Origin of the sequence: Luteipulveratus mongoliensis, assembly GCF_001190945.1 — a bacterium.
Lineage (GTDB): Bacteria > Actinomycetota > Actinomycetes > Actinomycetales > Dermatophilaceae > Luteipulveratus > Luteipulveratus mongoliensis.
This window is the reverse complement of record NZ_CP011112.1, coordinates 590883-615359: the sequence shown is the minus strand read 5'-3', so window position 1 is coordinate 615359 and position 24477 is coordinate 590883. Positions and strand designations below refer to the sequence as shown.

The following is a 24477-nucleotide window of genomic DNA, read 5'->3' as shown; positions in this document are numbered from 1 at the left end:
GTCACGCGCGGCTGTAGCGAAAGACACCCGTCACTGCCTGCTCGTCCTGCGTGGAGATCGACTTCACCGTCAGCCCCGCGTGACCATTCTCGGCCTGCACCATCAACCCGTCGCCGATGACCATCGCTGTGTGACCGCGCCAGACGATCACGTCTCCTGGCCGATAGGCGTCGTCGTTGTGCGGATCCGCGAGCGCGGCGAATCCGTGCCGCACCATCGCCTGTCCTTGAGTGCGCGTGGGATCCGGCCCGTAGTCGACACCGGTCGATCGGTACCACGCCCACCGCATGAGCCCCGAGCAGTCGAAGCCGCCGCCGCTGGCACCGGGTGCTCGACCGTGGCCGCCGCCCCAGACGTACGGCCGCTTGGCGTCCAGCTCGGCACAGGCGCTCTTGATGGCGCGCTGAGCGGGCGGGCTCGCAAAGCCTCGGACCACGCAGGGCTCAGGGTCCTCATGGACCGCGGAGTAGACGACGCCTGCGCCCACTCCGACGACGCACACGACGCCAGCAACCAATACCGCTGCCTGCCACTTCGGAGCCATCGCACCCCCTGGGGACGGTTCTCAGTGTCTCGACAACGTCTCAGCCGTCGGGAAAGTGCGGCATCAGCTCTGCGTGCCCATTCGGCGGGCACATGCGAAGGGGTGCCGAGGGTGAGCCATCGCTCACCCTCGGCACCCCTTTGGAGCAACTAGACCAGGTCGTACCGGTCGAGGTTCATGACCTTGACCCACGCCGCGACGAAGTCCGTGACGAACTTCTCCTTGGCGTCATCGCTCGCGTAAACCTCTGCTACTGCACGCAACTCGGAGTTCGAGCTGAACACGAGGTCGGCGCGGCTGCCGGTCCACGACTGCCCCGCAGCACCCTTGCCGGCGTACGAGTCGGTGCCGTTGGCAGGCGACCACGTCGTGCCGAGGTCGAGCAGGTTGACGTAGTAGTCGTTGGTCAGCTGACCGGGCTTGTCGGTGAAGACACCGGTCTGCGAACCACCGCTGTTGGCGCCGAGCACGCGAAGTCCACCGACGAGGACCGTCAGCTCGGGCGCACTCAGGGTGAGGAGGTTGGCCCGGTCGAGCAGGGCGTACTCCGCCGGCAGTCCGTTGTCCGTGCGCTCGTAGTTGCGGAACCCATCGGCCCGCGGCTCGAGCGGCTCGAAGGAGTCGACATCGGTCTGCTCCTGGGTCGCGTCGGTGCGACCCGGCGTGAAGGGCACCTCGACCGTGGCGCCGGCCGCCTTGGCCGCGTTCTCGACGCCCACGCCACCGGCGAGGACGATGAGGTCGGCCAGCGAGACCTTCTTGGCACCGCTATTGAAGTCCTGCTGGACAGCCTCGAGCTTTTGCAGGACCGTCGCGAGCTCGGTCGGGTTGTTGACCTCCCAGTTGCGTTGCGGCTCAAGGCGAATGCGCGCACCGTTGGCGCCGCCTCGCTTGTCGCTGCCACGGAAGGTCGAGGCCGATGCCCAGGCCGTCGACACCAGCTGCGCGGGGGTGAGACCCGTCGCGCGGATGCGGGTCTTGAGGTCAGCAACGTCCGCCGCCTCGATGACCGGGCCGTCGGCTGCCGGCACCGGGTCCTGCCAGATGAGCTCTTCGGCCGGCACCTCTGAACCGAGGTAGCGCGGTTTCGGACCCATGTCACGGTGCGTCAGCTTGAACCACGCACGGGCGAACGCGTCCGCGAGCTCGTCCGGGTGCTCCAGGAAGCGGCGCGAAATCGTCTCGTACGCCGGGTCGACCCGCAGGGCAAGGTCGGTGGTGAGCATGTTGGGGACGCGCGTCTTGCCCGCCTCGTGCGGATCCGGCGCGACGCCGGCCTTGGCCGGGTCCTTGGGCTGCCACTGGTGAGCCCCGGCCGGGCTCTGGGTCAGCTCCCACTCGTTGTTGAAGAGCGTCTCGAAGAACGTGTTGTCCCAGGCGATCGGCGTGGGCGTCCAGATGACCTCGATGCCACTGGTGATCGCGTCGTTGCCCTTGCCGGTGCCATAGCTGTTCTTCCAGCCGAGGCCGCCCTCCTCGAGAGGCGCACCCTCGGGCTCCGGTCCGACGTGCGGCTCCGGATCGGCCGCACCGTGGGTCTTGCCGAAGGTGTGGCCACCAGCGATCAGCGCGACGGTCTCCTCGTCGTTCATCGCCATACGGCGGAACGTCTCGCGGATGTCGACGGCCGCCTTGGCGGGGTCGGGCTCGCCGTTGGGGCCCTCCGGGTTGACGTAGATCAGGCCCATCTGGACCGCCGCGAGGGGCGTCTCCAGATCGCGCTCCCCCGTGTAGCGCTTGTCTCCGAGCCAGGTGGTCTCCGAGCCCCAGTAGACGTCGTCGTCCGGCTCCCAGTTGTCCACGCGGCCACCGGCGAAGCCGAAGGTCTTGAAGCCCATCGACTCCAGCGAGACGTTGCCGGTCAGCACCATGAGGTCGGCCCAGGACAGCGCCTTGCCGTACTTCTTCTTGACCGGCCACAGCAGGCGGCGGGCCTTGTCGAGGTTGCCGTTGTCGGGCCAGCTGTTGAGCGGGGCGAAGCGCTGCTGGCCGCCACCTGCACCACCGCGACCGTCGCTGATCCGGTAGGTGCCAGCGCTGTGCCACGCCATGCGGATCATCAGCGGGCCGTAGTGACCGAAGTCGGCCGGCCACCACTCCTGCGAGGTGGTCAGCACCTCGGTGATGTCCTTCTTGACCTCGGCGAGGTCAAGGGCCTCAAACGCCTTCGCGTAGTCGAACTCGTCGCCGAGCGGGTTGGCGACGGCAGGGTTCTTGGCGAGGATCTTGAGGTTGAGGCGATTGGGCCACCACTGCTGGTTGGCGTCACCCTGAGTCGGCTGGATGAGGTCGTGCATGACGGGGCACTTGCCGCCGTCTGCCGAGTCCTCGTTCATCTCCCCGAGCTCGGTGGTGCTGTCCAATTCTTCGTTGACCGACATCAATGACCTTTCGTAAACCGCTGGAACTGTTAAGGATTGGTACGGACTGTGGTGGCGCAGTCGGGGCATTGTCCCCAGTAGATGACCTCGGCCTCGTCGACCTGGAAGCCGTGTGGGTCGATGGCGTCGAGGCACGGCGCCTCGCCCGCCGCGCAGTCGACGTCGACGACGACTCCGCACGACCGGCAGACCAGGTGGTGATGGTTGTCGCCGACGCGCAGCTCGTAACGGGCCGTCGACCCGGCGGGCTGGATCCGGCGTACGAGACCGGCGTCGGCCAACGCGTTGAGGCAGTCGTAGACCGCCTGGCGGGAGACGGCGGGGAGCTGGGTGCGGACCGCGCCGAAAACGGCGCTGCTGTCGGAGTGAGGCTCTGCCCGAAGGGCGTCGAGGACGGCTGAGCGCGGCCGCGTGACGCGCAGGCCCGCCCCCCGCAGCATGTCCTCGTACCCCGTCGTCACGCGACCACCCTCACGCGTTTTCTGGACTTAGTCAAGAGTTGTCCGAGCTTGTGGCCACGCCGCCCCGACTGAGTGACGACTCACTGCGCGCTACTGGCGCTGAGTGGCCGCTCAGTGCGCGCGATCGGCCCTCGAGGCCCTGGGCTACAGACCGTTTGCGCTCACTGGTCGGTCAGGCGCCCGCCCGACAGTCAGGCGTCACCTTGGCTCACGGTCGATCGAGGGCTTCGCCGAGGATGCGCGCGCCGCGAGCAAAGGCCGACGGGTTGGGGCCCGAGTAGTTGAGGCGCAGGTACGCGCCCGCCGGCTCAGCGGGGAACCATTCATTGCCGGGTGCCACCAGCAGGCCCGCCCGCTCACAGCGCTCGGCCAGCAGGTCGAGGTCGGTGGCGTCGGGCAGCCGCACCCACAGATTCAGGCCGCCCGTGGGCACTGCGTCGAGATGCGCCTGCGGGGCGTGCTCGCCCAGGCTGCGCACCAGGAGGTCGCGACGGTCGCGCAGCTGCTGACGTACGCCACGCAGGTGGGTCTGCCACGCGGGCTGGGTGACGACGTCGAGGGCGGCCGCCTGCAGGACCCCACTGACGTACATCGAGTCAGCGCTGCGGTCGGCCAGGATGCGCTCACGAGCCGGCCCTCGAGCGATCACCGCCGCGACTCGCAGGGCCGGAGACACGCTCTTGGTGAGCGACCGGACGTAGACGACGTGGCCCGCGTCGTCGTGAGCGGCGACGGGTCGAGGCGTGGCGGCGATGCCGAAGTCGTGCGCCCAGTCGTCCTCGACCAGGAAGGCCTTGCGAGCTCGTACGACGTCCAGCACCTCGGCCGCGCGCGCTGAACTCCATTGCGCTCCAGTCGGATTCGCCCACGTCGGCTGCGCGTAGAAGACCCGGCCCCCCGTCTCGTCGAAGGCGCGGTCGAGCTCGGCAGGATCGGGACCGTGCGCGTCGGACGGGACCGGCACCACGCGTACGTCGGCGTGTGCAGCAGCAGCAATCGCACCCCAGTAGGTCGGGGACTCCATGAGCAGCGGCTGACCGCCGGGCACGAGGGCGCGGAAGATCGAGCTGAGGCCGCTCTGACTGCCGGGAAGGACGATGACATCGCTCGCCGCGGGTGAGCTGATGCTGTCCAGGCCGGACTCGCCGAGCTCGTGCGCAAACCACGCCTGAAGCTCGGGCAGGCCGACTGCGGGCGGTCGCGACAGGGCTGAGACTCCGCGAGCCGCCCGGGTGAGAGCGGAGCGCACCAGTCGCTCGGGCAGCAGCTCTCGATCCGGGTAACCGGAGTGCAGGGCGATGACGTCGTTGGGCGCGTCGCGCATCGCAGCGGACGCCGGGCGCGGACGGGCGCGTGGCGAGCGCAAGGCCGCCGTCTGCCACCCGTAGTCCGCGGGCCGCGCGGCGCGTACGGACCTGGCGAACGTCCCCACGCCCGGGCGGGTCTCGACGAGGCCCGCCTGGGCGAGCTCTCGCAGCGCTCGCTGGACCGTGACCGGGCTGGCCTGGTGCTGCGCGACGAGGAAGCGAGTGGACGGCAGGCGCGAACCAGCCGGCGCAGTGCGGAGCCACTCGCGAAGACCGGCGGCGATACGCGCACTGCTATCGTTATTCATGACAGGCAACAGTAGCGCTACGCTCTCTCGCCCCGCGGTGCTATCGACCCCGCGTCGCGCCGGCCTCCTCTGGGGACTGCTCGGAGTGGTCGCATTCTCCTTCACGATCCCCTTCACCCGCATCGCAGTGGGCGGCCTGTCGCCCCTGTTCATCGGATCAGCCCGCGCCCTGGTCGCCGCCGCGCTCGCCGCTGTCGCCCTCGCCGTCACCCGACAGCGAATGCCTCATCGGCGGCAGTGGGCGCGGCTCGCGGTCGTCGGCGGCGGTGTCGTGATGGGCTTTCCACTACTCACGTCGTACGCCCTCACCACCTCTCCCGCCAGCCATGGCGCCATCGTCATCGCCCTGCTCCCGGCCGCGACCGCCGCGATGGCCGTCATCCGCGGCCACGAGCGGCCACCGGTGACGTTCTGGATCGTCGCCGGGCTGGGCGCTGCGGCGGCCATGGGTTTCGCGTCGGCGCAGTCGGGCGGGCTCGGGCACGTGAGCTGGTCGGACCTGCTGCTGTTCGGCGCGGTCATCGCCGCCGCCATCGGGTACGCCGAGGGCGGGCTGCTCGCCCGCGAGCTCGGCTCGTGGCAGACGGTGTCGTGGGCGTTGCTGCTGTGCGCGCCGGTGATGCTCGCCCTTGCCCTCGTTTCCGTCGCCCGGGACGCCCCGGCGGCGACGGCCACGCAGTGGTGGGCGTTCGCGTACCTCGGGGTCGTCAGCATGTTCCTCGGCTTCTTCGCGTGGTACCGCGGCCTGGCCATCGGACCGATGGCGCAGGTGAGCCAGGTTCAGCTCGTGCAGCCCGTCCTGACGATCTCGTGGGCGGCCCTGCTCTTGGACGAAAAGCTCACGGTGGCAACGGTTCTCGGCGGTCTGGTGGTTGTCGTGTTTGCTGGTGCGGCCGTGAAGGTGCGGCAGCGCGGTCGGCTCTGACTCCTCACGGGTCACGTGTTGAGTACGGTCGTGAGCATGGACGTTGTCGCGAGCCAGTTCGAGGTCTTCCTGCCCGCAGAGGAGGGCGCCCAGTCTGTCGATGGGCCTGCTCTGATCGGCCCCGACGGCACGCGGCGGAACATCTCAGAGGCTGCCTACGCAGCCATGGAGTTCGTCGAAGCGGCGATGGAGCGAGGACTCGCCGCGAAGGTCACGGCGCTACGTCTCGAGCTCCCGATCGACGAAGCGGCTGGAGCAATCGGGATGCGCCGCCGTGATCTGCGGGCTTACGCGGCCAGGGACGAATTCCCTTTCCGCGCAGACAAGTACAGCGAATGGGTAAAGCTCGAGGATGTCCTGCAGTTCGACGAGCGGCGCAGATCAGAGCGCCACACTCGTCTCAACGAGATGCTCAGCGAGTCGGACTACGACGACTCGTCCTCCGATGACGACACGGCCCGGTAGGGGCCACTATGCCCGCGCCGACGCAGGATTCCTTGGACGCAACATTTCTGGACGCGAATGTCCTGCGCGGGTACCAGCAGACAGACATATTCCTCACCCTGGCTGACCACAACGTCCTTGAGCCGCGATGGTCACAAGAGGTGCTGAACGAAGTGCGCCGGAATCGTCCATCTGGACTGTCGGAGGCGGCCATCGACCGACGACTCGATCGGATGAACGAGGTCTTTCCGCTTGCCATGGTGACGGACTACGAGCATCTGATTCCTGAGATGCGAGCCGATGCGAAGGACAAGCACGTCCTCGCAGCCGCCGTGCACTCGGAGTCGACCACGCTGGTGACCGAGAACGTCAAGGACTTCGATCCACCGACCAGCGGGCGCAATGCGATTCGAGTCGAGCGGACGTCGGTCTTCCTGAGCAAGTTGCTCAATGAACGCCCTGAACCAGTCCTCGCGGCGATGAACGAGATGATCAGCCGAACCGACCGTGAGCCGAACACGATGCCGGCCCTGATCGAGAAGATGGCCCGCCTGCACGACCTGAAGCCGTTCGCCGAGCACCTGAACGCCGTGGTGCCGCCGGCTCAGCGCAGCGACAAGGTCGCCCAATCAGGTTTGACACCAGGGCAATCCGCAACTTCACGGCTGAGCGAGCTCGAGCGCCCCGGCTCCACGACCGAACGCGTCGCACGCGCCCACCGTGAGGGACCTACCCCGTCGGACCTGCCCACGGCGTACACCCAGGGGCCGGCAATCGGACGAGAGCGCGGTCCCGAGCTTGAGCGCTGACGGGATTGCCGCGAGTAGGTTTGAGGGGCAACGGGGTTAGTTGGCAAGTTCGCCGCCTCTGGGTTGGGCGCAACGGGCCCCACCTCGAGCCGTGAGAACGCGTTCAGTCGGTGCTCGATGGGTCCGCTCTGTCGTCCGCTCCCTCGTCGACGATGCCGAGGTTCGGCTGCTCACCGGTGATGCGGACCTTGAAGCTAGCCCCTTCGTGGAGCTCAGTGGAGACGAGCCACTGACCTACGTAGGCGGAGTGAGCCACTCCGTCAAAGTGCCGCTTCGCCCAATCGACAGCGCCCTTGATGCCTGGGTCCCGGAGGGCTGCGGCGGCCTTGGATAGCAGAGGGCCCACCGGGCGAATACGTGTACCGTCCAGGTCCGCGTTGTAGTCCAGTTCGACCACGGCCCCTATGCCGTCGATTCCTCGGCCGTCGTCCGGGATTGAGACAGATGCATCGCCGGCGTCAAGGAAGTCATTGTTCTTCAGCCTTGGGTCGGTGCAATCGAGACCCTGGAGGTTGTCGACCGCGGTCGCCGAGGTGAAGTGGCAATTTAGCTTAGCGCCTTGCAGCAAGGGGAGCGCCTGCTCTTTGGTCATTGCAATCGGCTTGTACTCCGGCGTGTATCGCGTCGTGGATTCCCAGCCCTTGACCTTCAAAACGGTGTTGGTTCCATTCTTCACAGAACCCCAGATCAGCGTCGCTCCGTCGGCTGAGAAGACAGCGGCGTCGGATGGCGGCAACACAGCTCCAGCCATTTCATCGAGTGGGTCGTCCCTTCCAGCCTCAGACGACTGGAGGTTCGCCAGCAACACCGTGCCCTTGCTGTCCGACAGGAAACGAATGCTAGATCCGATGACGCGGTCGTGCTCGAACTGGTCCCGAGCCTTGTACGTCGCCGACTTCGAACACAGCCGAAGATCGGCTGCGGTGTCCGAGTGCTTGGTGCACTCGTAGCCCTTCGCGATGAGCTTTTTCTGAACCTCATCGGCCTGGCCGGGATGAGCGGCCCAAGAACCTGTGAGAGCTGTCGGGGCGGCGCCGGGATCGGTGGCTGACGACGGAGCCACCGTCTTCGTCACAGTCCGCGTTCCATTTCCCGCCTGGCCGCCGTCGCTGCCGCATGCGGCCAGAGCCAGTAGGACGACGCCTGCCGCGGCGATCCCCTGTAGGCCCGCGGGTCGGAGGCGTCGACGAATCCGTGCGCTGGTCATCAGTTCCCCTGTCATGGCTTTCGATTCCACACTCATGCGCAGAACACGGTCCGAACGCTAGCGAGGGGCCAAGGCGAGTTGGGTCGCCCGGGTCGACCTTCTCCGCGGGTCGGTGGACGGCCGAACCGTCGCCGGGCGTACAGCCCTCAGACCTGATCGGCCAGGGACGGCTCCGCTGTGAAGACACCCGGCGGCGGCTGCTCGACAGGCCACATGTCCGGCACGACGTGCTTGAACTCGCGCGTCCGCTTGTCCAGCCCGCACTGCCAGAACGTGCCGTCCGGCCGGGTCAGGTGCGCCATGTGCGGGTAGAGGTGGTCCCGCCGCCAGAGCGACATCGCCGGGATCGGTTCCAGACGCATCACCTCGAAGGACTCCCAGAGGCCGTCGAGCACGCTGATGGCCTCGGAGTGCGCCCACCAGCGGGGACACCAGCGGGCGCCGTCGTTGCCGCCCGTCTCGTGCCGCCAGTTGGGCAGGATGCACCGCTCGACGAACTGCGGCAATGACCCGTACGCAATGACGGGCGCCCGCTCGCTGGAGTCCGACACGACAACCAACCGATCGCGATACTGCTCCTCGTCCCGGCTCATGCTGCTCCCTCAGGGCTCGGCTGCTTGCGCTGGTCGTGCTCCGTCTCGTAGTACTCCTTGCTGGCCGCCACCTTGTTGGCGTACGGCTTCTCGTAGTACGGCACCATCCGGGTGAGGATCGGCCGTACGCCAGACGCGAAGACCACTGCGCGCCCGGGGGGTACGGCGCGCAGGTCGGCTGCCGTGAAGATCTGCTCGTCCTTGACCTGGTCGGACATCGAACGGTGGCCCTGGTTGCCGGCGCTGCGCGAGGAGGTGATGACCTGCCGCGGACCGATCAGCTCGACGATCTCGCGCAGGTGCTTCTCGTCCTCGATCCCGCCGCCGACACCCACGAGGTTGGCCGCCGAGGTCAGGGTGCGCATACCGCTCTCGCCCCAGACGCCGACGCCTTGCTCGCGGGACTGCAGGATCACCACGAGCAGGATGCCCTTGGACCCGTAGTGGCTGAAAAGGTCTGGTAGCTCTGGCCATCGGCACACATTGGCGGCCTCGTCGAGCTCGACCAGCAGCGGCACCTGCAGCCGGCCGCGAGTGCGCTGGGCAGCGCGTTCAGCGGCATCGCAGACGGCCATCGTCAGTGACGCGGTCAGCGCGCGCGGCGAGCCCTTGCCCTCCTTGGACACGAGGTAGAGCGTGTCCGAAGAGACCACGTGCTCGTCCACGTTGAACTGCGGCCGTTGGTCGTCGGGTCCGTGCGGTTCGTACCAGGGCGAGTACGTCGGCTCCCGGACGAACTCCATCGCCTTCAGCGCTCCTTGGAAGACGCCGGCGCGCTGCTTGTCGGGGCTGAACTGATGCGACTCGACCTCCTGCGCGGCGCGCGCAAAGCCTGCGCGGGCCAGGACGTCCGCGGGGTTGTCGATGCCCGACCGGTTCAGGTCCTGCGGGTCGGCGTACGCCAACCACTGGTACGCCTGGGACAGCGGCTGGCCGGACACCGCGGCGGCCAGGAGTACGTCGGCCAGGAGCGCGCTGGACGCCGGACCGAAGAAGGAGTCGCGGACCGACTCACGGTCCTCGACGGCCGCCTCGAACACCGCGGCCAGCCGGCCTGCCCGAGCCACCTGGTCGTTGCCGGCCATGATGTAGGACAGGGGCGACCACCACCAGGTGGGCTGCTCGCCGACGATCTGCTGCGGGTCGTGCACGAACACCCGGCCGATCTCGCTACGCGGGCCACGGGTCGCGTCGACGATGTCGCGCTTGTTGGAAGTCACGACCGCCGGCATCCGCACCTCGACGATGTGGTTGATGCAGATGCTGGAGGTCTTGCCCATCCGCGGGCCCATGAACCACAGCTGCACCCACTCCACCGAGCTGTAGAGCCACACCGACGGGTTGATCGCCTTGCCGACCGGTAGGCCGAATCCACCAGCAGTCGACCCGACCCGCTCGGCGACGGCACGGACCGCGGGCTCGGACAGCGTGCGGACGTCCTGCTTGCCGCTCATCACACCGGCGAGGTGATCGGTCCACTGGTGGTCGGACCCTGCGCTGGGCCGGACGCGACGAATGACCAGGAAGAGAGCGAGCGACAGCAGCAGGCAGCCGACCACCACGGCGATGGCAGCCGCACCGCCGGCGGCGCGGTAGACGTATGCGCCGGCGACGATCACCAGGAGCAGCGGCACGCTAATTGCCAGTGCTACCAACCACATCAGCTCGTTGCTCTGACGTGGATCCCGGATCCGGCCGGGCCTCGGATCGGATCTCATGAGGCCTCGCCGCTCCAGGTGGGCTCACCGCGACGGGAGGCGATGACGTCCTTCCAGTGCCGGTTGGTGTCGTTGACCTCGGCCTCCAGGCCGGTCAGCTCCACCTCGAGCGGAGTCCCGGGCTCGCGGCCGATCTTGAGCAGGAACTTGCCTCGTCCGGGCGGCGCGCCGGCCTCACCGGTGACCGGATCGCGATCGCCCGGCATGGACCAGTCGGTGATGAGGCGCTCCTCGGCGCGGGTCACTGGCACGACCTTGCGCAGCGTCGTCATCTCGTCCTCGGGCAGGCCGCCGAGGCAGACCATGCTGGAACGCTCGACGAATCCGCGCGCCTTCTTGGTCGCCTCCTCGGTGGCCAGGGTGAGGTCCGCGAAGGTGTGCGTGATCAGCGCCTGGGCGAGCACTCGCTGGCGGTTCAGACGGGTCAGCTCGTCGATCCGGTCGACCATCAGCGGACTGGCGTTAAGGGCGCGCCACAGCTCGTCGAACACCATGAAGTAGACCCGCCGCGGCGCGAGACCGGCCTCGGCCAGGAACTTCGCGGCGCTGATCGCGGAGGAGCCGTACGACCAGCACACCAGCTGGAGACCGGCCTGCAGCTCCTTGTCCTCGTTCTGCACCGAGGAGATGTCGAACGACACCGGCCGGTCCATCATCATCGGCGTCGAGGTCGGCCGCGCGAACGTGTCGCCGTACGGGCCGTCCTCGCCGAGGGCGATCAAGGCGTCGATGAGGCGTTCGGTGCGGTCGGCGTACCGGCCCACATCGCCCCGATCCTGAGCAACCGCAGCCAGATCCGGGTGTCGTTGCAGGACGATGTCGAGCACGTCCCGCATCACGGGTACGCCCTCGTGCTCACGATCCAGGACTCGCAGCGCCCGTGCGAGCAACGTCGTCTCGAAGTCCTCCAGCGGACCCTTGCGGACCAGCTCGCACAGACCGATCATCACATTGAGGCGGCGACCTTCCATGTCCGCGATCGCCTCGCGACGCTCTCGCTCAGGCAGCCGATGGAGCATGTCGGCCATCGGGCCGGAGTCCAGCGGATTGACGTTGCCGCGCCCACGACCCACGGTGATGACCTGGCCGCCGAGCGCGGTGACGAGCTCGGAGTAGTCGGGCTTGAGGTCCGACAGGATCATCGGGATGTAACCCCAGGCCGGCATCACCGCGGCCATCCTGCGAATCAGGGACGACTTGCCGCGACCGTTGAGCGCGAGGACGAACAGCGACGGCGACGAGATCAGCTTGGCGAGGAACCAGCTGACGGGATCCGCGCAGACCGTCGCCCCGGTGAAGAGGTGCCGACCGAGCGGCGCGCCGATCACCTGACTGCTCATACCGGCCGAGAACGGCCACAGACCGCAGACCTGCACGCTCGTGCCTCGGTACTCCGGAGCGGCCTCGACATGCATCGCCGGGCCGCCACCCGGGCGGTTCCAGCCACGGAACCCGGGACGGTCATGCGCCTCGGCCCGCCCGGCCAGCGCCTTGCGTATCGCGACGCGGAGGCCGCGCTGGCGCTTCTTCGTGGACTTCGGAGGCTTCGCGGACTTCTTCGGGGCTTGCTGCGCGGGCTGCTTGCCGCGGCGCACCGTCCCCAGCGCGCTCACAACGCCTCCCGGACGCTGGTCGGCAGCCGCATGTGCTCGGGCAGGATCACGCCCAGCGGCAGCGCGGCCATGAAGGCCACGTCCTGCGAACCCTTGGCGACGCGCAGCTTGAGCCTGGCCGGAGCGGCGAGGTTGGACACGACGGCTTTCTCGGCCATCGGCATGTCGGCTTCATCGAGAACCGTTGCGGTGACCAGCATTCCGAACCGGACCAGTGATGCACCGGCCTGCTCCTCACGCGCCGCCTTCTGGGCGGCTTCCAAGTCCGCGCGGGCCCGCTCGGTCATCCGCTCCTTCTGCGACGCACGCCACCGCGACCAGTTGATGTCCCGCTCCACCGCCGTGGCCGATGCCTCGGGGTCCTCGGGCCGGTAGAGAAGCGCTACCCGCTTGCGAGCGATGTCGCGGTGGGGGCTCAGCAGATCCTTCAACGTGGCCGCGTAGAAGACGCCCCGCGGCGGTGCCTGCATCTGCCAGGTCCGGGAGATCGCCGACTCGTGGACGTACGACTCGTAGTTCGTCTGCGCCGCAATGGGGCCGGCCTCCTTCCAGGTCAGACCGGTTCCGGTGCCCTCGAGTCGCGCCTGCTCCACATCGGCCGCCGCCGACGGGTCGAACGCGACGCGCGTGAGGTCGACGATCTCCTGTGCCGTGCAGGCGCGGCAGGTCGTACCCGCGCCTGTCGTGCCGAGGCGATGGACCAGGCCCGGCAGCCGAGTGGCGATCTCGTCGGCCATCTCACGCGTCGACAGCGCCTTCGAACCCATGCCTTCCACCCGCGGCCGGCCGGTGAAGGTGATGGCGATGCGGGTCGAGATGGCGGCCGACCCGGCAGGCAGGGTGTCGAGCACCTCGCCGAGCACAGCCGTACTGAACTCCGGTGCGTCCTGGACCAGTCCGCGCGTGGCGAACCGGCGCAGCCGCTGGCCCGAGTCGGGAGCCGTCTCGACGACGACGGCCGCCGCGACGATGTCACCGGACTGGCGCAGGTCGGCCAACCAGGCAGCCCAGTGCGCCACCTGCGAGTCGATCGACTCGCGGTCAACGCCGGTCGTACCTGGGGCGTTCGCCTCGATCACGACCGTGTGGTGGTGGGTTCGCGGGATCGAGATCAGCCCGAATGCGCGGCCGTACGCATCGGTGAACTCGCTCAGCTGTGACTGCGCCGCCAAGCCTGGCAGCCGGCAGGTGCCCTCCGGCGTACGACCGGCCACACCCTGTCGCAGCAGGGTCTTGCCTTTGCGCCGAGCCGAGGCGTGGCTGAACCACCGGCCCATCTTGGAGTAGCGGTTCTGCTCGTCACGGGATGGCACCAGGACCGGCACCAGCGCGATCGCAACGAGGGCGAACCACACCCCGGCCGCCACCAGCTGGCCCATCACGCACAGCACCATCAGCACCATGGCGGCCGCCGCTGTGGCTACGGCCTGCAACGCCGACAGACCGAACAGTCCCGGCAGCCCGGGCTTGCGCAGGTTGCCGTACGTGATCTCCGGGCGATCCGCTGCGGTCTCCGTGCTCATGCCAGCCTCCTCGATCGGTCAGCGTCTATCCCGACCACGCGTCGTTCATTCATCACTGCACCCATCAGTCCAGGAACCCGCTGGCGCCCTCGGGAGCGTCCACGTCGTCCGCAGAGTCGGCGAGCTCATCCGCCTCGCGCCGCATGCGGGAGCTCGTGCGGCCCACGACACCCGCAACCTGCGGGCCGGAAGGACGACGAGTGCCCTTGCTGCCCGCGCCGGCGGGGCTGCTCCCCCCGCTTTCCGAGCTCGCTGAGCTGCCCATGGGAGTGCTCCCCGCGCTACTACGCGACGTGCCGGACGTCTTGGCGCCCGCCTGACCGCCGGAGGACTTCGGGCCACCGACCGGGTTCAGACCCGCGGCTGACGGCGTGGACGGCACGTTCTGCTGATCAGCCGATTTGGACAGGTCGCCACTCGAGCCGAAGCTCTCGCCGGCCTTGGCTTTCGACGACGAGCCGGTCCCAGCAGCCGCGGTCGACTCGCCATCCGCGGCGCCGCCACCGGTTGGCGGTGAGCTCCCACCGCCACCGGACCCGCCACCAGAGCCACCGGCGGCGCCAGATGCCAGCGAGCCTCCGCCACCACCGCCGCCGCCTCCGGCGCCGGCCGAAGCCGCGCCCGTCGCGGAGCCGCCGGCCTTGGCGGCACCCATCGCCGCTCCACCGCCTCCGGCCGTGGCCACGATGGCCGCACCGGCGGCGATCATGCCGACCGCCGCACCACCCGAGAAGATCGAGGACGAGCCGCCGGAGGCCATCGGCATCACGAACTTGATCAGCGCCGGCAGAGCCAGGCTCGCAATGATGACCAGAACCAGGCCGTACATCGCGGTCATGACGCTCTTGTCGCCACCACCGGACTGCGGGGCGTTCTTGAGCAGGGCGAAGCCCAGCGCATAGATCGTGGCTGCGACGGGCTTGTACATCACGAAGGCGACCAGCAGCGCGATCGACCGTTTGAACCGCGCGTAGCCCTCCTGAGAGGCGGTGCCGGCTGCCAGGAACGGAACGAACACGAGCAGTCCCTGGATTACCGCACCACGCAGGATCATGAAGATGACCTGCATCATGGCGCCGAGGATCACCAGGATGTAGATGATCAGCCACATCCCCAAGGCGGCTTGCGGATTGCCGTTTGCCATCGTCAGGGCGATGATCTTGGTCATCGCCTCGCCGCCGTCCTTGGAGGTTGAGTCGGTCGCCCCGTTCAAGATGTAGGGGCAGTACGCGTTACCGGCATCCAGCAACAGCTGCGTGACCGCACCGACGGCCGTCGTCGCGGCCATCAGCAGCGCGATCATCCGCACCAGCTCGCGGGCCTCGGAAGGACGCTGGGCAATCACGATCCGGGCCAGTCCGGCCAGAAATCCGATGACGGCGAACGTCGCGGTGTAGGGCGCCATGAGATTCTGCACCTTGGTGATGTCCCCAGCGCCCGACCAGACTCCCGCGGGATGCTCCGCGATCTTCGGATCCGGAACTCTCAGCCAAAACGTCGCCAAGAACTTCATCACAGCAACAGCCCCGGCGCCCAACGCCTTCACGAAAGCCTCGAAGGCGCTGTTGGCTGCCTCTTTGGCACACCCGCCGAAGGTGATGCAGATCGAGGGGACTGCGTCTGGAGTCTGCATCATCATGCCGGCCCCCAAGGTGTGAACTCCGCTGTCAGCGTGTCGATCGGGCCCGAGGACGGCATCGGCGCCGTGCCATCGACGTACCAGTCGCCCTGGTGCCAGACCATCGGCATCACGATGGCGCCGAGTGCGGTCGGTGTGCCGGTGGCAACTGACACCAGACACTTCGCTGGGCTGCAGCTGCGCGCCACCGAGAACCCCTTGAGTGCAGCCGGGCCGGGATTGGGTGTGTCCTTGCCGCCTCCGTCCAGCTCGGTGATCAACGCGTTACGTCCAGAACCAGGTGTCCACTGGCTCTTGATGACTCGGGTGTAGTCCGAGGACGTAGAGGACGCGGCGAACACGTTGATGGCTGCCAGCAGCGCACCGGTCGGCGAGTGCTGGTAGCACTTCCGTAGGTCGCCGCTCACCGTCTTTGGTCCAGCAGGCGTCACGGGTACCTCGACCGTGCTGACCTGCACCCAGGTCGTGGGGACCGGCGGCCTCTTGGGGATCGCTCCGTTGGGCGTACCGCCATGACAGCCGGGGTCGGCGTCTGGCCAGCTCGTGCCAGCGGCCGCAGAGTTGGCCGAGGGCGTGCCGGCAGAGGGACTCGACGCACCTGCGGAAGGCGCTGAGCCCGAGGGAGGGGTGACGGTCACGGTTGCCATCGCCTGCCGCCCGGCTGCTTCGTCCGAACCTCCGAACAGCAGCCAGACGCCCAGGCCCAGAATCAGCACGACGAAGAGCCCGGCCGCTCCCCACCACGTGGGTCCGAGCGACGTACGCCAGTCGTCGGTATCCATCGCCCTCACCTATGTCTTCGTCAGACCGGCAGTCCGCCGGTGAAGGTGCCCAGGATCAGACCCGTCGCGCCGACGCCGATGCAGGCGACGACCGACATGCCGAGACCCGGCAGACCTTCGATCGACCGGCCGCGGACGGCGCTCATCGCCATCATCGCCAGCGACGCCAGGAAGGCCAGGACCGCGACCATCACCACGCCCCAGGCCGTCCAGTTGATGAGGGTGACGATGTTGTGCATCCCCGGCACCTCGGTCGGGCTGATCTTGAAGGGCAGACCACCCGTGAAGGTGCCGATGATGCTGGTGGTCGCGCCGATCGCGATGGTCGCGACCAGTGACGTGCCCAGACCCTTGATGCCTTCGATCTCGCGGCCTTGGACCGCACCCATGGCCATGACACCCAGGGATGCCAGGAAGGCCAGCACACAGATGATGGCCACGATCCAGGCCACCCAGTTGATGATGGTGACGAGGTTTTCCATGCCCGGTATCGCTTTGGGGGTGACCGCGGGCGCTGCGGCAATTAAAGAGCTCATGCCGATTCTCACTTTCCGTTGATGGCCCGGGAGGCCTGTTTGACGAGGTCAGTGCGAGTCCGGCGAACCCGCACATTCATGTCCGACACATCAGGTACGGGTTGTTGCCGCCACTGCTCCGACCACCGCAAGCGCCATCCGTTGGGGAAGGCGCGCAGAACCGTCTTGGCTTGCTGCGCAAGGGGTTTCGGGAGATCGCTCGAGGTGTCGTCGACCAGCAGCACGCCGAGGAGCTGGATATCGGCCAGGCCGTCGCTGGCCCACAGCTGGGCAGCGCCGAGCGCCTGATCCAGCCCGTGCCCATGCGTCCGAGCGACGAGCAGCACCACGCTCGCAGGAGTCGTACCGACCGGGAGGGAGCGGCCCGCATCGATCGCGACCGGGCCCAGCCAGCGCGCCACCGTGGTGGCTCCGGCGCCGCCGTGCAGACCGACGACGTGCAGCCGTTCGGCCACCGGCTGCCCGCCCCGGACCAGGTCGGGGACGTGCGCATCGGGGGGCAGCTCGATGTGCGGCGGCTCGGCCGGCCCGTCCTCGCGCACCTCGTCGCCGAGCAGCTGATCGGTGATCATCTGGTCGAGCTCGTCGAGAGATGGCGACGGGGCTTCCTGCACCGCCAAGAACTGGTTCGCCGGCTCGCTCGTCCGGCGACTGGAACGGCTCATTCCACCATCTCCTTCTGCACCTTCCACACGCCCGTCTCGCGTACGACGGTGACCGTGATCATGAACTGCTCCGGCGGACCCAAGGCCGCGCCGTTGGCCTGATGCCGTGTCACCGTGGTGAGCAGTACGCAGGACCGCTCGGTGGCACTGGAGGGGAGGGACCCCTCGTCATCGACGAACTCCGCCGTCGCGGTCGTGTAACCGTCGTGGGCCTTCAGCTGACGCCAGTCCGCGCCGGGCGATCCGCCGATCGGCGTGGCGATCGTCATCCGCAACTCGGCCGCCAGCCACTGACTGGCTCGACGCTGAGCGTCGTTGCGACTGTTGTCGAGCCGCGTGTCCGAGGTCCTCGACGTCAGGACGTACGCGTTGCAGACCGAAGCCGGGCTCTGCAGGTCCACAGCAGGCAGCTTGACGGCCCCGCGCGGAGTTCCCTTGCGCCCCAACGGAACCGGTGGCGGGCTGTACTCCGGCGGAGTGGACGAAGGCTTCGCGGTCACGGTGACCGTGGCCTCTGGAGGGTCCGCAGATCGGTCAGCACAGCCGCTGACCAGAGTGCCGCCACACAGCAGCACCACCGCGAGTCGCACGAGTCTCATAGCGGGGCTCCGTGACTCTTCATGAACGGGATCGGGTCGATGGGCGTACCCGAGTACCAGGCGATGGAGCTCGTCGCCTGAGCACCGGTGTGGATCTCGAAGTGCAGATGCGGGCCGGAGCTGTGCCCGGTCGAGCCGACGTAACCGATCACATCGCCCATCCGCACCGCCTTGCCCGTCGTGGTCGCCATCCGGGACTGGTGGCCGTAGATCGTGGTGACGCCGCTGCCGCAGTCGATGGCCGTCCCGTTGCCGAGCCCGCCCAGCCCAGCGGTGGCGACGATGACGCGACCGGAGCACGCCGCACGGATCGGCGTACCGGTGGCGATGGCCATGTCCTGGCCCTTGTGCGTGGTGGAGCAGCCCGCGCACGGCGCGCCCCTGGGCCCGAACCCGGAAGACAGCCGGTAGGGCTGCCCCTGCAAGGGGTTCATGAACTTGCCGTCACCGACCGGCGCCCCGCCCCCGCCCCCCTGCTGGTACATGAGCATGTAGCGGCGCACCTTGATGACGTAGTCCTGCGTCTCGGGGATCGGCGGTACGCCGCCGTACTGCCGCACCCGCCCAGGCCCAGCGTTGTACGCCGCCCACGCGAGGGTGAGGATGTCGCCCTTGGCCTGTCCCTTGCTGACGTAACCCTTCACGATCACGACCAGCGCGCACATGAAGTCGCCCTGCGACGGAATGGCGTCGGCGGGGTCCCACACGTCGGCCTTGCCGTCCTGGTTGTAGTCCTTGCCCCACGTCGCCCAGGTCGCGGGCGTGAACTGCGCGATGCCGTTCGCCACGCCGCTGCTGGCCCGGGGATTCCAGACGGACTCCTGGCGAATCTGACCGGCGATCGACGCCGGAGTGACCTCCTTGCACTTCGCGCCGGCCTGCTTGACCAGGTTGACGTACTGCGCAGGGATCTTGCCCTCGTCCAACGGGCCACCAGCACCAATCGGCGTCGGAGTGATCAGCATTTCGTTGTTGGAGGAGCTCATCCCGCCGATCAGGACGATGATCAGCAGCACGATCACGATCGGCAGCAGGGCGAGGGCTTTCATCGTCCCGCGCCGCTCGTCGAGGGCCGAGGCGGCGCCGGTGTCTTCGAGGGAGCGGGCTTGGTCGCCTTTCCTGGTGCCGTCGACGAAGCCTTTGGCTTCGCCGTGGCGGGAGGTGCCGTGGTCGAGGGCGGCGCCGTGGCGGACGGATCCTCCGGCAGCACGGCGTACACCCGAGTCGTACGCCCGTCGGCCGCCGGGATCAGGGCGAGGCCGTCGGCCATGGCGACCGGTCCGACCGGTGTGGTCGCGCCCTCCGTCGCCACAGGCGCCCCGGGAGGAGTACGGCTGGCGCCCGCCAGACCCTTCTCGGTCACGGTCAGGATCCGGTCGCCCGATCGGCCCCAGCCGAGCTTGCCGGAGATCGCAAAGGTCGACCAGTCGCGTGGCAGGCCGACTGCCTTGCCGGTGGCCCACGGCACCGCGGTCGTGCCGTAGACACCCCAGCCGTCGCCGACCGGCAGGCCCTGCTGCGGGTCGATGCTGATGGCGGGCAGCAGCCCGGTGTGCCACTGCGGGTTGCGCTTGGGGCCGCCCGCCAACGGGAAGGACGCCAGCTGGACGTGCTGGGTGTCGGCGCCCTTGACCAGGGTCGCCACGAGCCGCTGCGCGTCGGCGTAGACGACCGAGCCGACCGAGGTGCCCTTGGGCGCCACCAGCTGAGCAGGGGCAGGCGCGGTGGTGTTGGTGGTCACCGTCCAGACCTGGCCGCCCAACGCCGCCACCAGGCGAGCGCCGGGCAGCACGGCCACCGGCGTAGCCGCTGCGGGCAGCACGCGCTGGACGAGCTGCGCACCGTCCACGAGACCGACGTGCTGCCCGTCGAGGCGCACGATCGGTCCGCCGGCGGTCAGCGTGACCCGGCTGCCGGTGGGCAGCGCCCACGACTGCCCGGCGGACGCCTTCGAGCCGTCGGCCGGCCACGCGCGCAGCGTGTTGCCGGTCACGACCATGACGACCGGTTGGCCATTGACCACCGTGGCGACGGGGCCGGCAGTCACCTGATCCCCGAGCGCCACCGACCACAGGACATGCCCGTTGGTGCCCGACACCGCCGTCATCCGCTGCGGCTGACCGGTGACCATCCAGACGACCGAGGACTCGCCCCGTCCGGTGACCGCGACGTCGGGACGCGCGCTGGTGATCGGCGGTGAGGCCCACTCGGCGTGGTCGGACCAGCCTGGCGGCGCCAATGCCGGCAGCTGGGTGGGCGTCGGCGTGGCCGGCGGGGTGTAGGTCACCGTACGAGTGCCTGCGGCCTGCGGAGGTGGAGCGTCCCGGCTCGTCAAAGCGATGGCGCCGACGAGGCCCGTCGCCACCACCGTCAGCCCAGCGCCCACCCCCAGCAGCATCTTGCGGGTGACCACCATCGAGTCGCTGTCGGACGCCTGGGCGGACACGTCGTGGACCGTGCCGTCGGCGGTGACGACGAGCTCGAGCTCCGAGCCGTTCGCGTCGAGACCGACCACGCGCAGGGCTTTGATGCTTCCCGGGCGTGCTGCGGCCCGCGCTGCCATCGCCTCGATCAGCACCTCGCGCGCCGACGATCCGTGCGGTATCGGGACCTCGTAGCCGTCCAGCCAGGCCGACTCGTCGCGACCGTCCGCCCCGGGCCGGATCTCCATCCGGCCCACGGGATAAACCGGCACCGACTGCGGGTCGAAGTCGTCTCGGCTGCGGCGGTCCGGTTTGCGGGTCATGCCGGCTCCCCCAGAGAGACCGGGTCGGCGTCGCCGCCGTGGTCCGCGTCAGGAAGCGGTTGTACGCACTCCGCACCCGGCCCCAGCGCAACAGCGCTGGTGGCCACGCAACATCGGGGCGACACGTGCTTCACACGGCCGAGAATAACTACTGATGGAGTATTTCGCTACTTTAGTAGCACCATTTGGACATCAGATATGGGAGGCTTCCGCCATGCGACACGGCGTGTGCTGGCGAGCGAGGATGCGGCGGCAGCATGGGTGATGTGGATCGCGGCGTGCCTCGGCTCGCCATCAAGCTGAACTGGCTGATGGCCAACATCCGTAACGCCGACGGCAGCAAAGCGACGTCCGAAAGCATCGCGGCCTATCTGACCGAGCGCGGCATCTCGGCCTCGACCTCCTCGATCGGCCACCTGCGCACCGGCTACCGCTCCAACCCGTCGTGGCAAATCCTGGACGGGATCGCCGACTACTTCGGGATCCCCGGCCAGTACTGGAGCGACGACGCCGTCGAGCAGGCGGTCCGCATGGACGTCGCCCGCCTGGACAACACCTATCGGCCGGAGCGGGCCGAGCTCGTGGCCCGCATCGCAGCACTGTCCCCCGAGCAACTCAGGTCCTTCACTCGGGCGGTGGACGCGCTCGACAACGACCACTAGGCCGCCCGTCCTCGCGATCGTGCGCCCCACAGCGCCACTCGTGCCACCGCGGAATGCGACAGACCGCTGCTCGCTCCGCTGGCGTGGGCAAGAGCCTCAAGGGCCTCACGGGCCTTCGAGGTGTCCGTCTCGTTCAGCGCGTCCAGTGCGCGACGGAGATCGCTCTCGTGATCTTCGGTCTGACTCATCCTGACCTCCCCAATCTGACGATGCCTTTCAGCACCGCTGGCCCCGCCGAGCCCGGCGTCATGTGGTCAGGGTCCTGGAGTGAGCGGCCGACAACAGTGTGGGAATCTTCAGAGATCCGTAAAGTTTTGGTAGGTGATGCCGATAGACGGCGCGCCAACGTCCCTTTGGGACTGTTAAAGGTTTATTGAGCATTCAGTCAACCCACGTCATTCCTCTTTCCGATCCGGAAGCGGGCAGGCCGGGTCGGGTCAGCCGTGCCCCGGCGTGGAGGATGGTCGCGTGGACCATGACGCACTGGTGACCGAGTCCGAGAGCCTTGCCCGCGCAGGACTGGACTGGATGATCAGCTCCGGGGTCCCCGTACCTGGTGGCGTCGGCTGGCGCAGCACTCCCGAGGACGACGACGAGATTGACCCGACGCTCTACAGCGGAGGCGCGGGAGTCGTACTCGCTCTGCTCGAAGGCCAGCAGCACTTCAACGACGACCGGCTCGGCGAAGCCGCGCTGTCAGGCGCTGCCGGGCTGGCATCGGCGGTGGACGACTGGGAGCACTGCGGCCTCTACTTCGGCAAGACCGGAGTCGCCTTTGCCCTCAACGCTGTTGGTGATCTGCTCGGCGACGACGCTGCCCAACGCAAGGCTCGTACGATCCTGGATGACGTCCGTCGTGCGTTCGACGGTGAGCGGTGGAACGTGCAGATCGAGCTGCTCGGCGGCAACGCGGGGATTGCACTCGGCGCGCTCGCACTCGGGGACATCGAGCTGGCCGTCCTGGCCGTCGAGCCCTACCTCCGCCTGGCCGAGACGACCGCGCACGGCGTGACCTGGGAGGGCAAGACCGGGCTCGTCGCCCGCTTCCATCACATCTCGCACGGCACGCTCGGCATCGTCAGCGCACTGGCGGCTGTCGCAAAGGCGAGCGGTCGAGGCGACCTGCTCGACCTGGCGCTCGCCGGTGCCGCCGATGTCGTCGCGCGCGAGGAGTCCGGCCCCTCGGGCTTCCTGGTGCCGCACTCGGATCCGCAGCATCGTCCCGAGCTGATCGAGCGCTACAGCTACGGCTGGTGCCACGGTCCGGCCGGCGACGCGCAGACCTTCCGGCTCCTGCACCAGGTCACCGGCGACCAGGCCTGGACGGGCCTGGTCGACCGCTGCTGGACGACGGTCACGATCTCCGGACTCCCCGAGCGACGCCGGCCTGGGTTCTGGGACAACAACGGTCGGTGCTGCGGCACGGCCGGGGTCCTCGCACTCTCGTCGGACCTGACCGTCGAGAATCCGGACCTGGCCGCGCGCAACTTCGCAGACGTCCTCGTCGACGACCTACGCCAGCGCGCCACCGTCGACGCGGACGGTGCGCGCTGGTCCAACGTCGAGCACCGTGTTGAGCCGAGTTCCCTTGTCCCACAACCGGGTTGGGCGATGGGCAACGCCGGGATCGTGCGTGAGCTGCTCCGGTACGTCCGGCTCGACTCGGAGCAGCAGGCGGCGTACGCCGTCGCCTGGCCGGACCAGCCGACGTCGCCCACCCGGGCCGATGGCGGTCAGCGCGAGGCCCACCACGTCGACGGTGACGCGAGCTCGTAGCCGAGCGACTCGTACAACGGACGGCCCAACCGGGAGGCGGTCAGGGTCGCGGGGAGTCCGCCCATATCGACGAGCGACGCGGCCATGACGGCTCGACCCGCGCCGCGGGACCGAGACGCGGACGGCGTACCGACCCAGTAGTGGCTGCCGAGGCCGTCGGCGACGACGGCCACGCACGCGCCGACAGGCTGCCCCTCGACGGTCGCCACGTAGACGTCCACCCCGGGCTGCTCGAGCAACGCAGGCGGGAACAGCTCGCCGGCGCGGTACGGCTCGAACGACGTCAGGTCGAAGCTGTCGATGACGATCCGCTCGGCCGCCTGCAGGTCGGTGTCGTCGCCCACGCGGACCACGTCCATCGCGGGCGCAACGGCCGGCGAGACCTGCCGGACCATCACCGGCATCTGCCAGCTCCGCAGGTCGAGCTCACCCAGGTCGAGCGCGCTGAACGGGTCCTCCACGGTCATCGGACCGGACGCCCCGCGGACGAGGTCGAGGACTTCCGCGCACTCGGACGCGGTCAGGTCCGGCTCCTGGATGAGGACCCGTGAGCCGGTCCGCGCAGAGCCGACGACCGCGACGTACGCCCGCTGCCGGACGACCTCATCACCGCGCGATGATCCGGTCGCGGCCCAGAACGTCGCGGAGTTGCGTGCCTGCCTCGTCGGCGCGTCGGCGAGCTCCACGCGGTCCGGTCCATCAGGGTCGTTCGTCATCATCTGCGGTGTCTCCGGTCGTGAAGGGACGGATCGGTGCTCCGCCGAGAGGCGAGCTGTCCAGGTAGCGGATCTCGTAGGTGCGGTCGGTGAACTTCCATCCGTCCTCGGTGCGTACGTACTGGTCGTGATAGATCGCGTAGTTCAGGTGCGAGCTCCCGTCGCGGAGCCGGATCAGCTCGCTGATGTACGCGCGCCCCGAGGCGACGTCGCCCTCCAGACGAATCATGCCCGGATGCGTGGTCTGTACGAAGAAGTCCATCAGAACGTCCCGCTGAGCACCGAGCGCCAGCAGGCCTTCTCGGCCGACCGCCTCGATCTTGGCGTCCGGGATTCGCACCGCGCCGTCTGGCGTGAACAGTGATGCCAGCCGCTCGTAGTCGTTCATCATCGCCGCATCGCTGAACTCTCCTCGCAAGGCGTCGATCTCGACGCGGTCGGCGATGCGCTGCAGGTCTGCCATGGTGCTGCCTCTCGTCGTGGGTGGTGTCTCTCCGACGACGCAGCCGGCCAAGGTGTGACA

24 protein-coding genes are annotated in these 24477 nt (G+C 68.5%); 5 read left to right on the top strand and 19 right to left on the bottom strand.

Annotated features, from left to right (window positions below):
• Window position 1 precedes the first annotated feature (1 nt).
• From VV02_RS02880 to VV02_RS02865, 4 genes are all read right to left on the bottom strand, one after another.
• Window positions 2-544: a C40 family peptidase gene (locus VV02_RS02880; RefSeq protein ID WP_052589676.1), complete on the bottom strand. Its 543-nt coding sequence runs from the start codon at window positions 542-544 to the stop codon at window positions 2-4.
• A 149-nt stretch (window positions 545-693) separates the two neighbouring features.
• Entirely contained in the window at window positions 694-2925 is a 2232-nt protein-coding gene (gene katG / locus VV02_RS02875; RefSeq protein WP_052589674.1) for a catalase/peroxidase HPI, read from the bottom strand.
• 29 nt (window positions 2926-2954) lie between these two features.
• Window positions 2955-3365, bottom strand: a complete 411-nt coding sequence (locus tag VV02_RS02870) for a Fur family transcriptional regulator (RefSeq protein ID WP_052596471.1) — start codon at window positions 3363-3365, stop codon at window positions 2955-2957.
• A gap of 229 nt (window positions 3366-3594) precedes the next feature.
• Window positions 3595-5001 carry an aminotransferase-like domain-containing protein gene (locus tag VV02_RS02865; protein WP_052589672.1) on the bottom strand — a complete coding sequence of 469 codons (1407 nt, stop codon included), beginning with the start codon at window positions 4999-5001 and terminating at the stop codon, window positions 3595-3597.
• Here VV02_RS02865 and VV02_RS02860 point away from each other — a divergent pair.
• The 3 genes from VV02_RS02860 to VV02_RS02850 are packed head-to-tail and all read left to right on the top strand — an operon-like array spanning window position 5000 to window position 7179.
• On the top strand, window positions 5000-5926 hold the full coding sequence (locus VV02_RS02860; RefSeq protein ID WP_052589669.1) for a DMT family transporter: 927 nt from the start codon (window positions 5000-5002) through the stop codon (window positions 5924-5926). The two genes, VV02_RS02865 and VV02_RS02860, sit on opposite strands and share 2 nt — an antisense overlap.
• A gap of 36 nt (window positions 5927-5962) precedes the next feature.
• The gene (locus VV02_RS02855; RefSeq protein ID WP_052589667.1) at window positions 5963-6391 is read left to right on the top strand and encodes a hypothetical protein; all 429 of its coding nucleotides are present in this window, start codon (window positions 5963-5965) and stop codon (window positions 6389-6391) included.
• Between the two features lie 8 nt (window positions 6392-6399).
• On the top strand, window positions 6400-7179 hold the full coding sequence (locus VV02_RS02850; protein ID WP_052589665.1) for a PIN domain-containing protein: 780 nt from the start codon (window positions 6400-6402) through the stop codon (window positions 7177-7179).
• 103 nt (window positions 7180-7282) lie between these two features.
• On the opposite strand, the gene VV02_RS02845 is transcribed toward VV02_RS02850, so the two are convergent.
• From VV02_RS02845 to VV02_RS02790, 12 genes are all read right to left on the bottom strand, one after another.
• Complete coding sequence (locus VV02_RS02845; protein WP_157063244.1) at window positions 7283-8422, bottom strand: hypothetical protein; 1140 nt, start codon at window positions 8420-8422, stop codon at window positions 7283-7285.
• A 110-nt stretch (window positions 8423-8532) separates the two neighbouring features.
• A complete protein-coding gene (locus VV02_RS02840) occupies window positions 8533-8979 on the bottom strand; it encodes a DUF4913 domain-containing protein (protein WP_052589662.1) in 447 nt (148 codons plus the stop codon).
• Complete coding sequence (locus VV02_RS02835) at window positions 8976-10697, bottom strand: type IV secretory system conjugative DNA transfer family protein (protein WP_083449858.1); 1722 nt, start codon at window positions 10695-10697, stop codon at window positions 8976-8978. Before VV02_RS02835 ends, VV02_RS02840 begins: the two co-directional genes overlap by 4 nt.
• On the bottom strand, window positions 10694-12310 hold the full coding sequence (locus VV02_RS02830) for a hypothetical protein (protein ID WP_052589659.1): 1617 nt from the start codon (window positions 12308-12310) through the stop codon (window positions 10694-10696). Before VV02_RS02830 ends, VV02_RS02835 begins: the two co-directional genes overlap by 4 nt.
• On the bottom strand, window positions 12307-13833 hold the full coding sequence (locus VV02_RS02825; RefSeq protein WP_052589657.1) for an SCO6880 family protein: 1527 nt from the start codon (window positions 13831-13833) through the stop codon (window positions 12307-12309). The genes VV02_RS02830 and VV02_RS02825 overlap by 4 nt, the downstream gene beginning before the upstream one ends.
• 64 nt (window positions 13834-13897) lie before the next feature.
• The gene (locus VV02_RS02820; protein ID WP_157063243.1) at window positions 13898-15472 is read right to left on the bottom strand and encodes a hypothetical protein; all 1575 of its coding nucleotides are present in this window, start codon (window positions 15470-15472) and stop codon (window positions 13898-13900) included.
• Window positions 15469-16254: a DUF8175 domain-containg protein gene (locus VV02_RS02815; RefSeq protein ID WP_052589653.1), complete on the bottom strand. Its 786-nt coding sequence runs from the start codon at window positions 16252-16254 to the stop codon at window positions 15469-15471. Before VV02_RS02815 ends, VV02_RS02820 begins: the two co-directional genes overlap by 4 nt.
• Before the next feature lie 20 nt (window positions 16255-16274).
• The gene (locus VV02_RS02810; RefSeq protein ID WP_052589652.1) at window positions 16275-16736 is read right to left on the bottom strand and encodes a hypothetical protein; all 462 of its coding nucleotides are present in this window, start codon (window positions 16734-16736) and stop codon (window positions 16275-16277) included.
• A gap of 62 nt (window positions 16737-16798) precedes the next feature.
• A complete protein-coding gene (locus tag VV02_RS02805; RefSeq protein ID WP_052589650.1) occupies window positions 16799-17455 on the bottom strand; it encodes a DUF6668 family protein in 657 nt (218 codons plus the stop codon).
• On the bottom strand, window positions 17452-18054 hold the full coding sequence (locus tag VV02_RS02800) for a hypothetical protein (RefSeq protein ID WP_052589648.1): 603 nt from the start codon (window positions 18052-18054) through the stop codon (window positions 17452-17454). The genes VV02_RS02805 and VV02_RS02800 overlap by 4 nt, the downstream gene beginning before the upstream one ends.
• On the bottom strand, window positions 18051-19103 hold the full coding sequence (locus VV02_RS02795; RefSeq protein WP_052589647.1) for a peptidoglycan DD-metalloendopeptidase family protein: 1053 nt from the start codon (window positions 19101-19103) through the stop codon (window positions 18051-18053). Before VV02_RS02795 ends, VV02_RS02800 begins: the two co-directional genes overlap by 4 nt.
• Entirely contained in the window at window positions 19100-20800 is a 1701-nt protein-coding gene (locus VV02_RS02790; protein ID WP_052589645.1) for a hypothetical protein, read from the bottom strand. Before VV02_RS02790 ends, VV02_RS02795 begins: the two co-directional genes overlap by 4 nt.
• Before the next feature lie 257 nt (window positions 20801-21057).
• Between VV02_RS02790 and VV02_RS02785 the strand changes: the two genes are divergently transcribed.
• A complete protein-coding gene (locus VV02_RS02785; protein ID WP_052589643.1) occupies window positions 21058-21462 on the top strand; it encodes a hypothetical protein in 405 nt (134 codons plus the stop codon).
• Here the strand turns inward: VV02_RS02785 and VV02_RS02780 are convergent.
• On the bottom strand, window positions 21459-21650 hold the full coding sequence (locus VV02_RS02780; protein WP_052589642.1) for a hypothetical protein: 192 nt from the start codon (window positions 21648-21650) through the stop codon (window positions 21459-21461). The genes VV02_RS02785 and VV02_RS02780 overlap by 4 nt on opposite strands.
• A 280-nt stretch (window positions 21651-21930) precedes the next feature.
• Between VV02_RS02780 and VV02_RS02775 the strand changes: the two genes are divergently transcribed.
• Window positions 21931-23238: a lanthionine synthetase LanC family protein gene (locus VV02_RS02775; RefSeq protein WP_218917339.1), complete on the top strand. Its 1308-nt coding sequence runs from the start codon at window positions 21931-21933 to the stop codon at window positions 23236-23238.
• Here VV02_RS02775 and VV02_RS02770 read toward each other — a convergent pair.
• Window positions 23196-23957 carry a GNAT family N-acetyltransferase gene (locus VV02_RS02770; protein WP_218917338.1) on the bottom strand — a complete coding sequence of 254 codons (762 nt, stop codon included), beginning with the start codon at window positions 23955-23957 and terminating at the stop codon, window positions 23196-23198. The genes VV02_RS02775 and VV02_RS02770 overlap by 43 nt on opposite strands.
• Complete coding sequence (locus VV02_RS02765; protein ID WP_052589639.1) at window positions 23938-24417, bottom strand: nuclear transport factor 2 family protein; 480 nt, start codon at window positions 24415-24417, stop codon at window positions 23938-23940. The genes VV02_RS02770 and VV02_RS02765 overlap by 20 nt, the downstream gene beginning before the upstream one ends.
• Between the last annotated feature and the right edge of the window lie 60 nt (window positions 24418-24477).

Excerpts from the sequence above, each read along its gene's own strand:
- VV02_RS02880 (WP_052589676.1), bottom strand. The coding sequence starts at position 544 with ATGGCTCCGAAGTGGCAGGCAGCGGTATTGGTTGCTGGCGTCGTGTGC.
- katG (WP_052589674.1), bottom strand. The coding sequence starts at position 2,925 with ATGTCGGTCAACGAAGAATTGGACAGCACCACCGAGCTCGGGGAGATG.
- VV02_RS02870 (WP_052596471.1), bottom strand. The coding sequence starts at position 3,365 with ATGCTGCGGGGGGCGGGCCTGCGCGTCACGCGGCCGCGCTCAGCCGTC.
- VV02_RS02860 (WP_052589669.1), top strand. The coding sequence starts at position 5,000 with ATGACAGGCAACAGTAGCGCTACGCTCTCTCGCCCCGCGGTGCTATCG.
- VV02_RS02865 (WP_052589672.1), bottom strand. The coding sequence starts at position 5,001 with ATGAATAACGATAGCAGTGCGCGTATCGCCGCCGGTCTTCGCGAGTGG.
- VV02_RS02855 (WP_052589667.1), top strand. The coding sequence starts at position 5,963 with ATGGACGTTGTCGCGAGCCAGTTCGAGGTCTTCCTGCCCGCAGAGGAG.
- VV02_RS02850 (WP_052589665.1), top strand. The coding sequence starts at position 6,400 with ATGCCCGCGCCGACGCAGGATTCCTTGGACGCAACATTTCTGGACGCG.
- VV02_RS02845 (WP_157063244.1), bottom strand. The coding sequence starts at position 8,422 with ATGAGTGTGGAATCGAAAGCCATGACAGGGGAACTGATGACCAGCGCA.
- VV02_RS02840 (WP_052589662.1), bottom strand. The coding sequence starts at position 8,979 with ATGAGCCGGGACGAGGAGCAGTATCGCGATCGGTTGGTTGTCGTGTCG.
- VV02_RS02835 (WP_083449858.1), bottom strand. The coding sequence starts at position 10,697 with ATGAGATCCGATCCGAGGCCCGGCCGGATCCGGGATCCACGTCAGAGC.
- VV02_RS02825 (WP_052589657.1), bottom strand. The coding sequence starts at position 13,833 with ATGAGCACGGAGACCGCAGCGGATCGCCCGGAGATCACGTACGGCAAC.
- VV02_RS02820 (WP_157063243.1), bottom strand. The coding sequence starts at position 15,472 with ATGATGATGCAGACTCCAGACGCAGTCCCCTCGATCTGCATCACCTTC.
- VV02_RS02815 (WP_052589653.1), bottom strand. The coding sequence starts at position 16,254 with ATGGATACCGACGACTGGCGTACGTCGCTCGGACCCACGTGGTGGGGA.
- VV02_RS02810 (WP_052589652.1), bottom strand. The coding sequence starts at position 16,736 with ATGGAAAACCTCGTCACCATCATCAACTGGGTGGCCTGGATCGTGGCC.
- VV02_RS02805 (WP_052589650.1), bottom strand. The coding sequence starts at position 17,455 with ATGAGCCGTTCCAGTCGCCGGACGAGCGAGCCGGCGAACCAGTTCTTG.
- VV02_RS02800 (WP_052589648.1), bottom strand. The coding sequence starts at position 18,054 with ATGAGACTCGTGCGACTCGCGGTGGTGCTGCTGTGTGGCGGCACTCTG.
- VV02_RS02795 (WP_052589647.1), bottom strand. The coding sequence starts at position 19,103 with ATGAAAGCCCTCGCCCTGCTGCCGATCGTGATCGTGCTGCTGATCATC.
- VV02_RS02790 (WP_052589645.1), bottom strand. The coding sequence starts at position 20,800 with ATGACCCGCAAACCGGACCGCCGCAGCCGAGACGACTTCGACCCGCAG.
- VV02_RS02785 (WP_052589643.1), top strand. The coding sequence starts at position 21,058 with ATGGGTGATGTGGATCGCGGCGTGCCTCGGCTCGCCATCAAGCTGAAC.
- VV02_RS02780 (WP_052589642.1), bottom strand. The coding sequence starts at position 21,650 with ATGAGTCAGACCGAAGATCACGAGAGCGATCTCCGTCGCGCACTGGAC.
- VV02_RS02770 (WP_218917338.1), bottom strand. The coding sequence starts at position 23,957 with ATGATGACGAACGACCCTGATGGACCGGACCGCGTGGAGCTCGCCGAC.
- VV02_RS02765 (WP_052589639.1), bottom strand. The coding sequence starts at position 24,417 with ATGGCAGACCTGCAGCGCATCGCCGACCGCGTCGAGATCGACGCCTTG.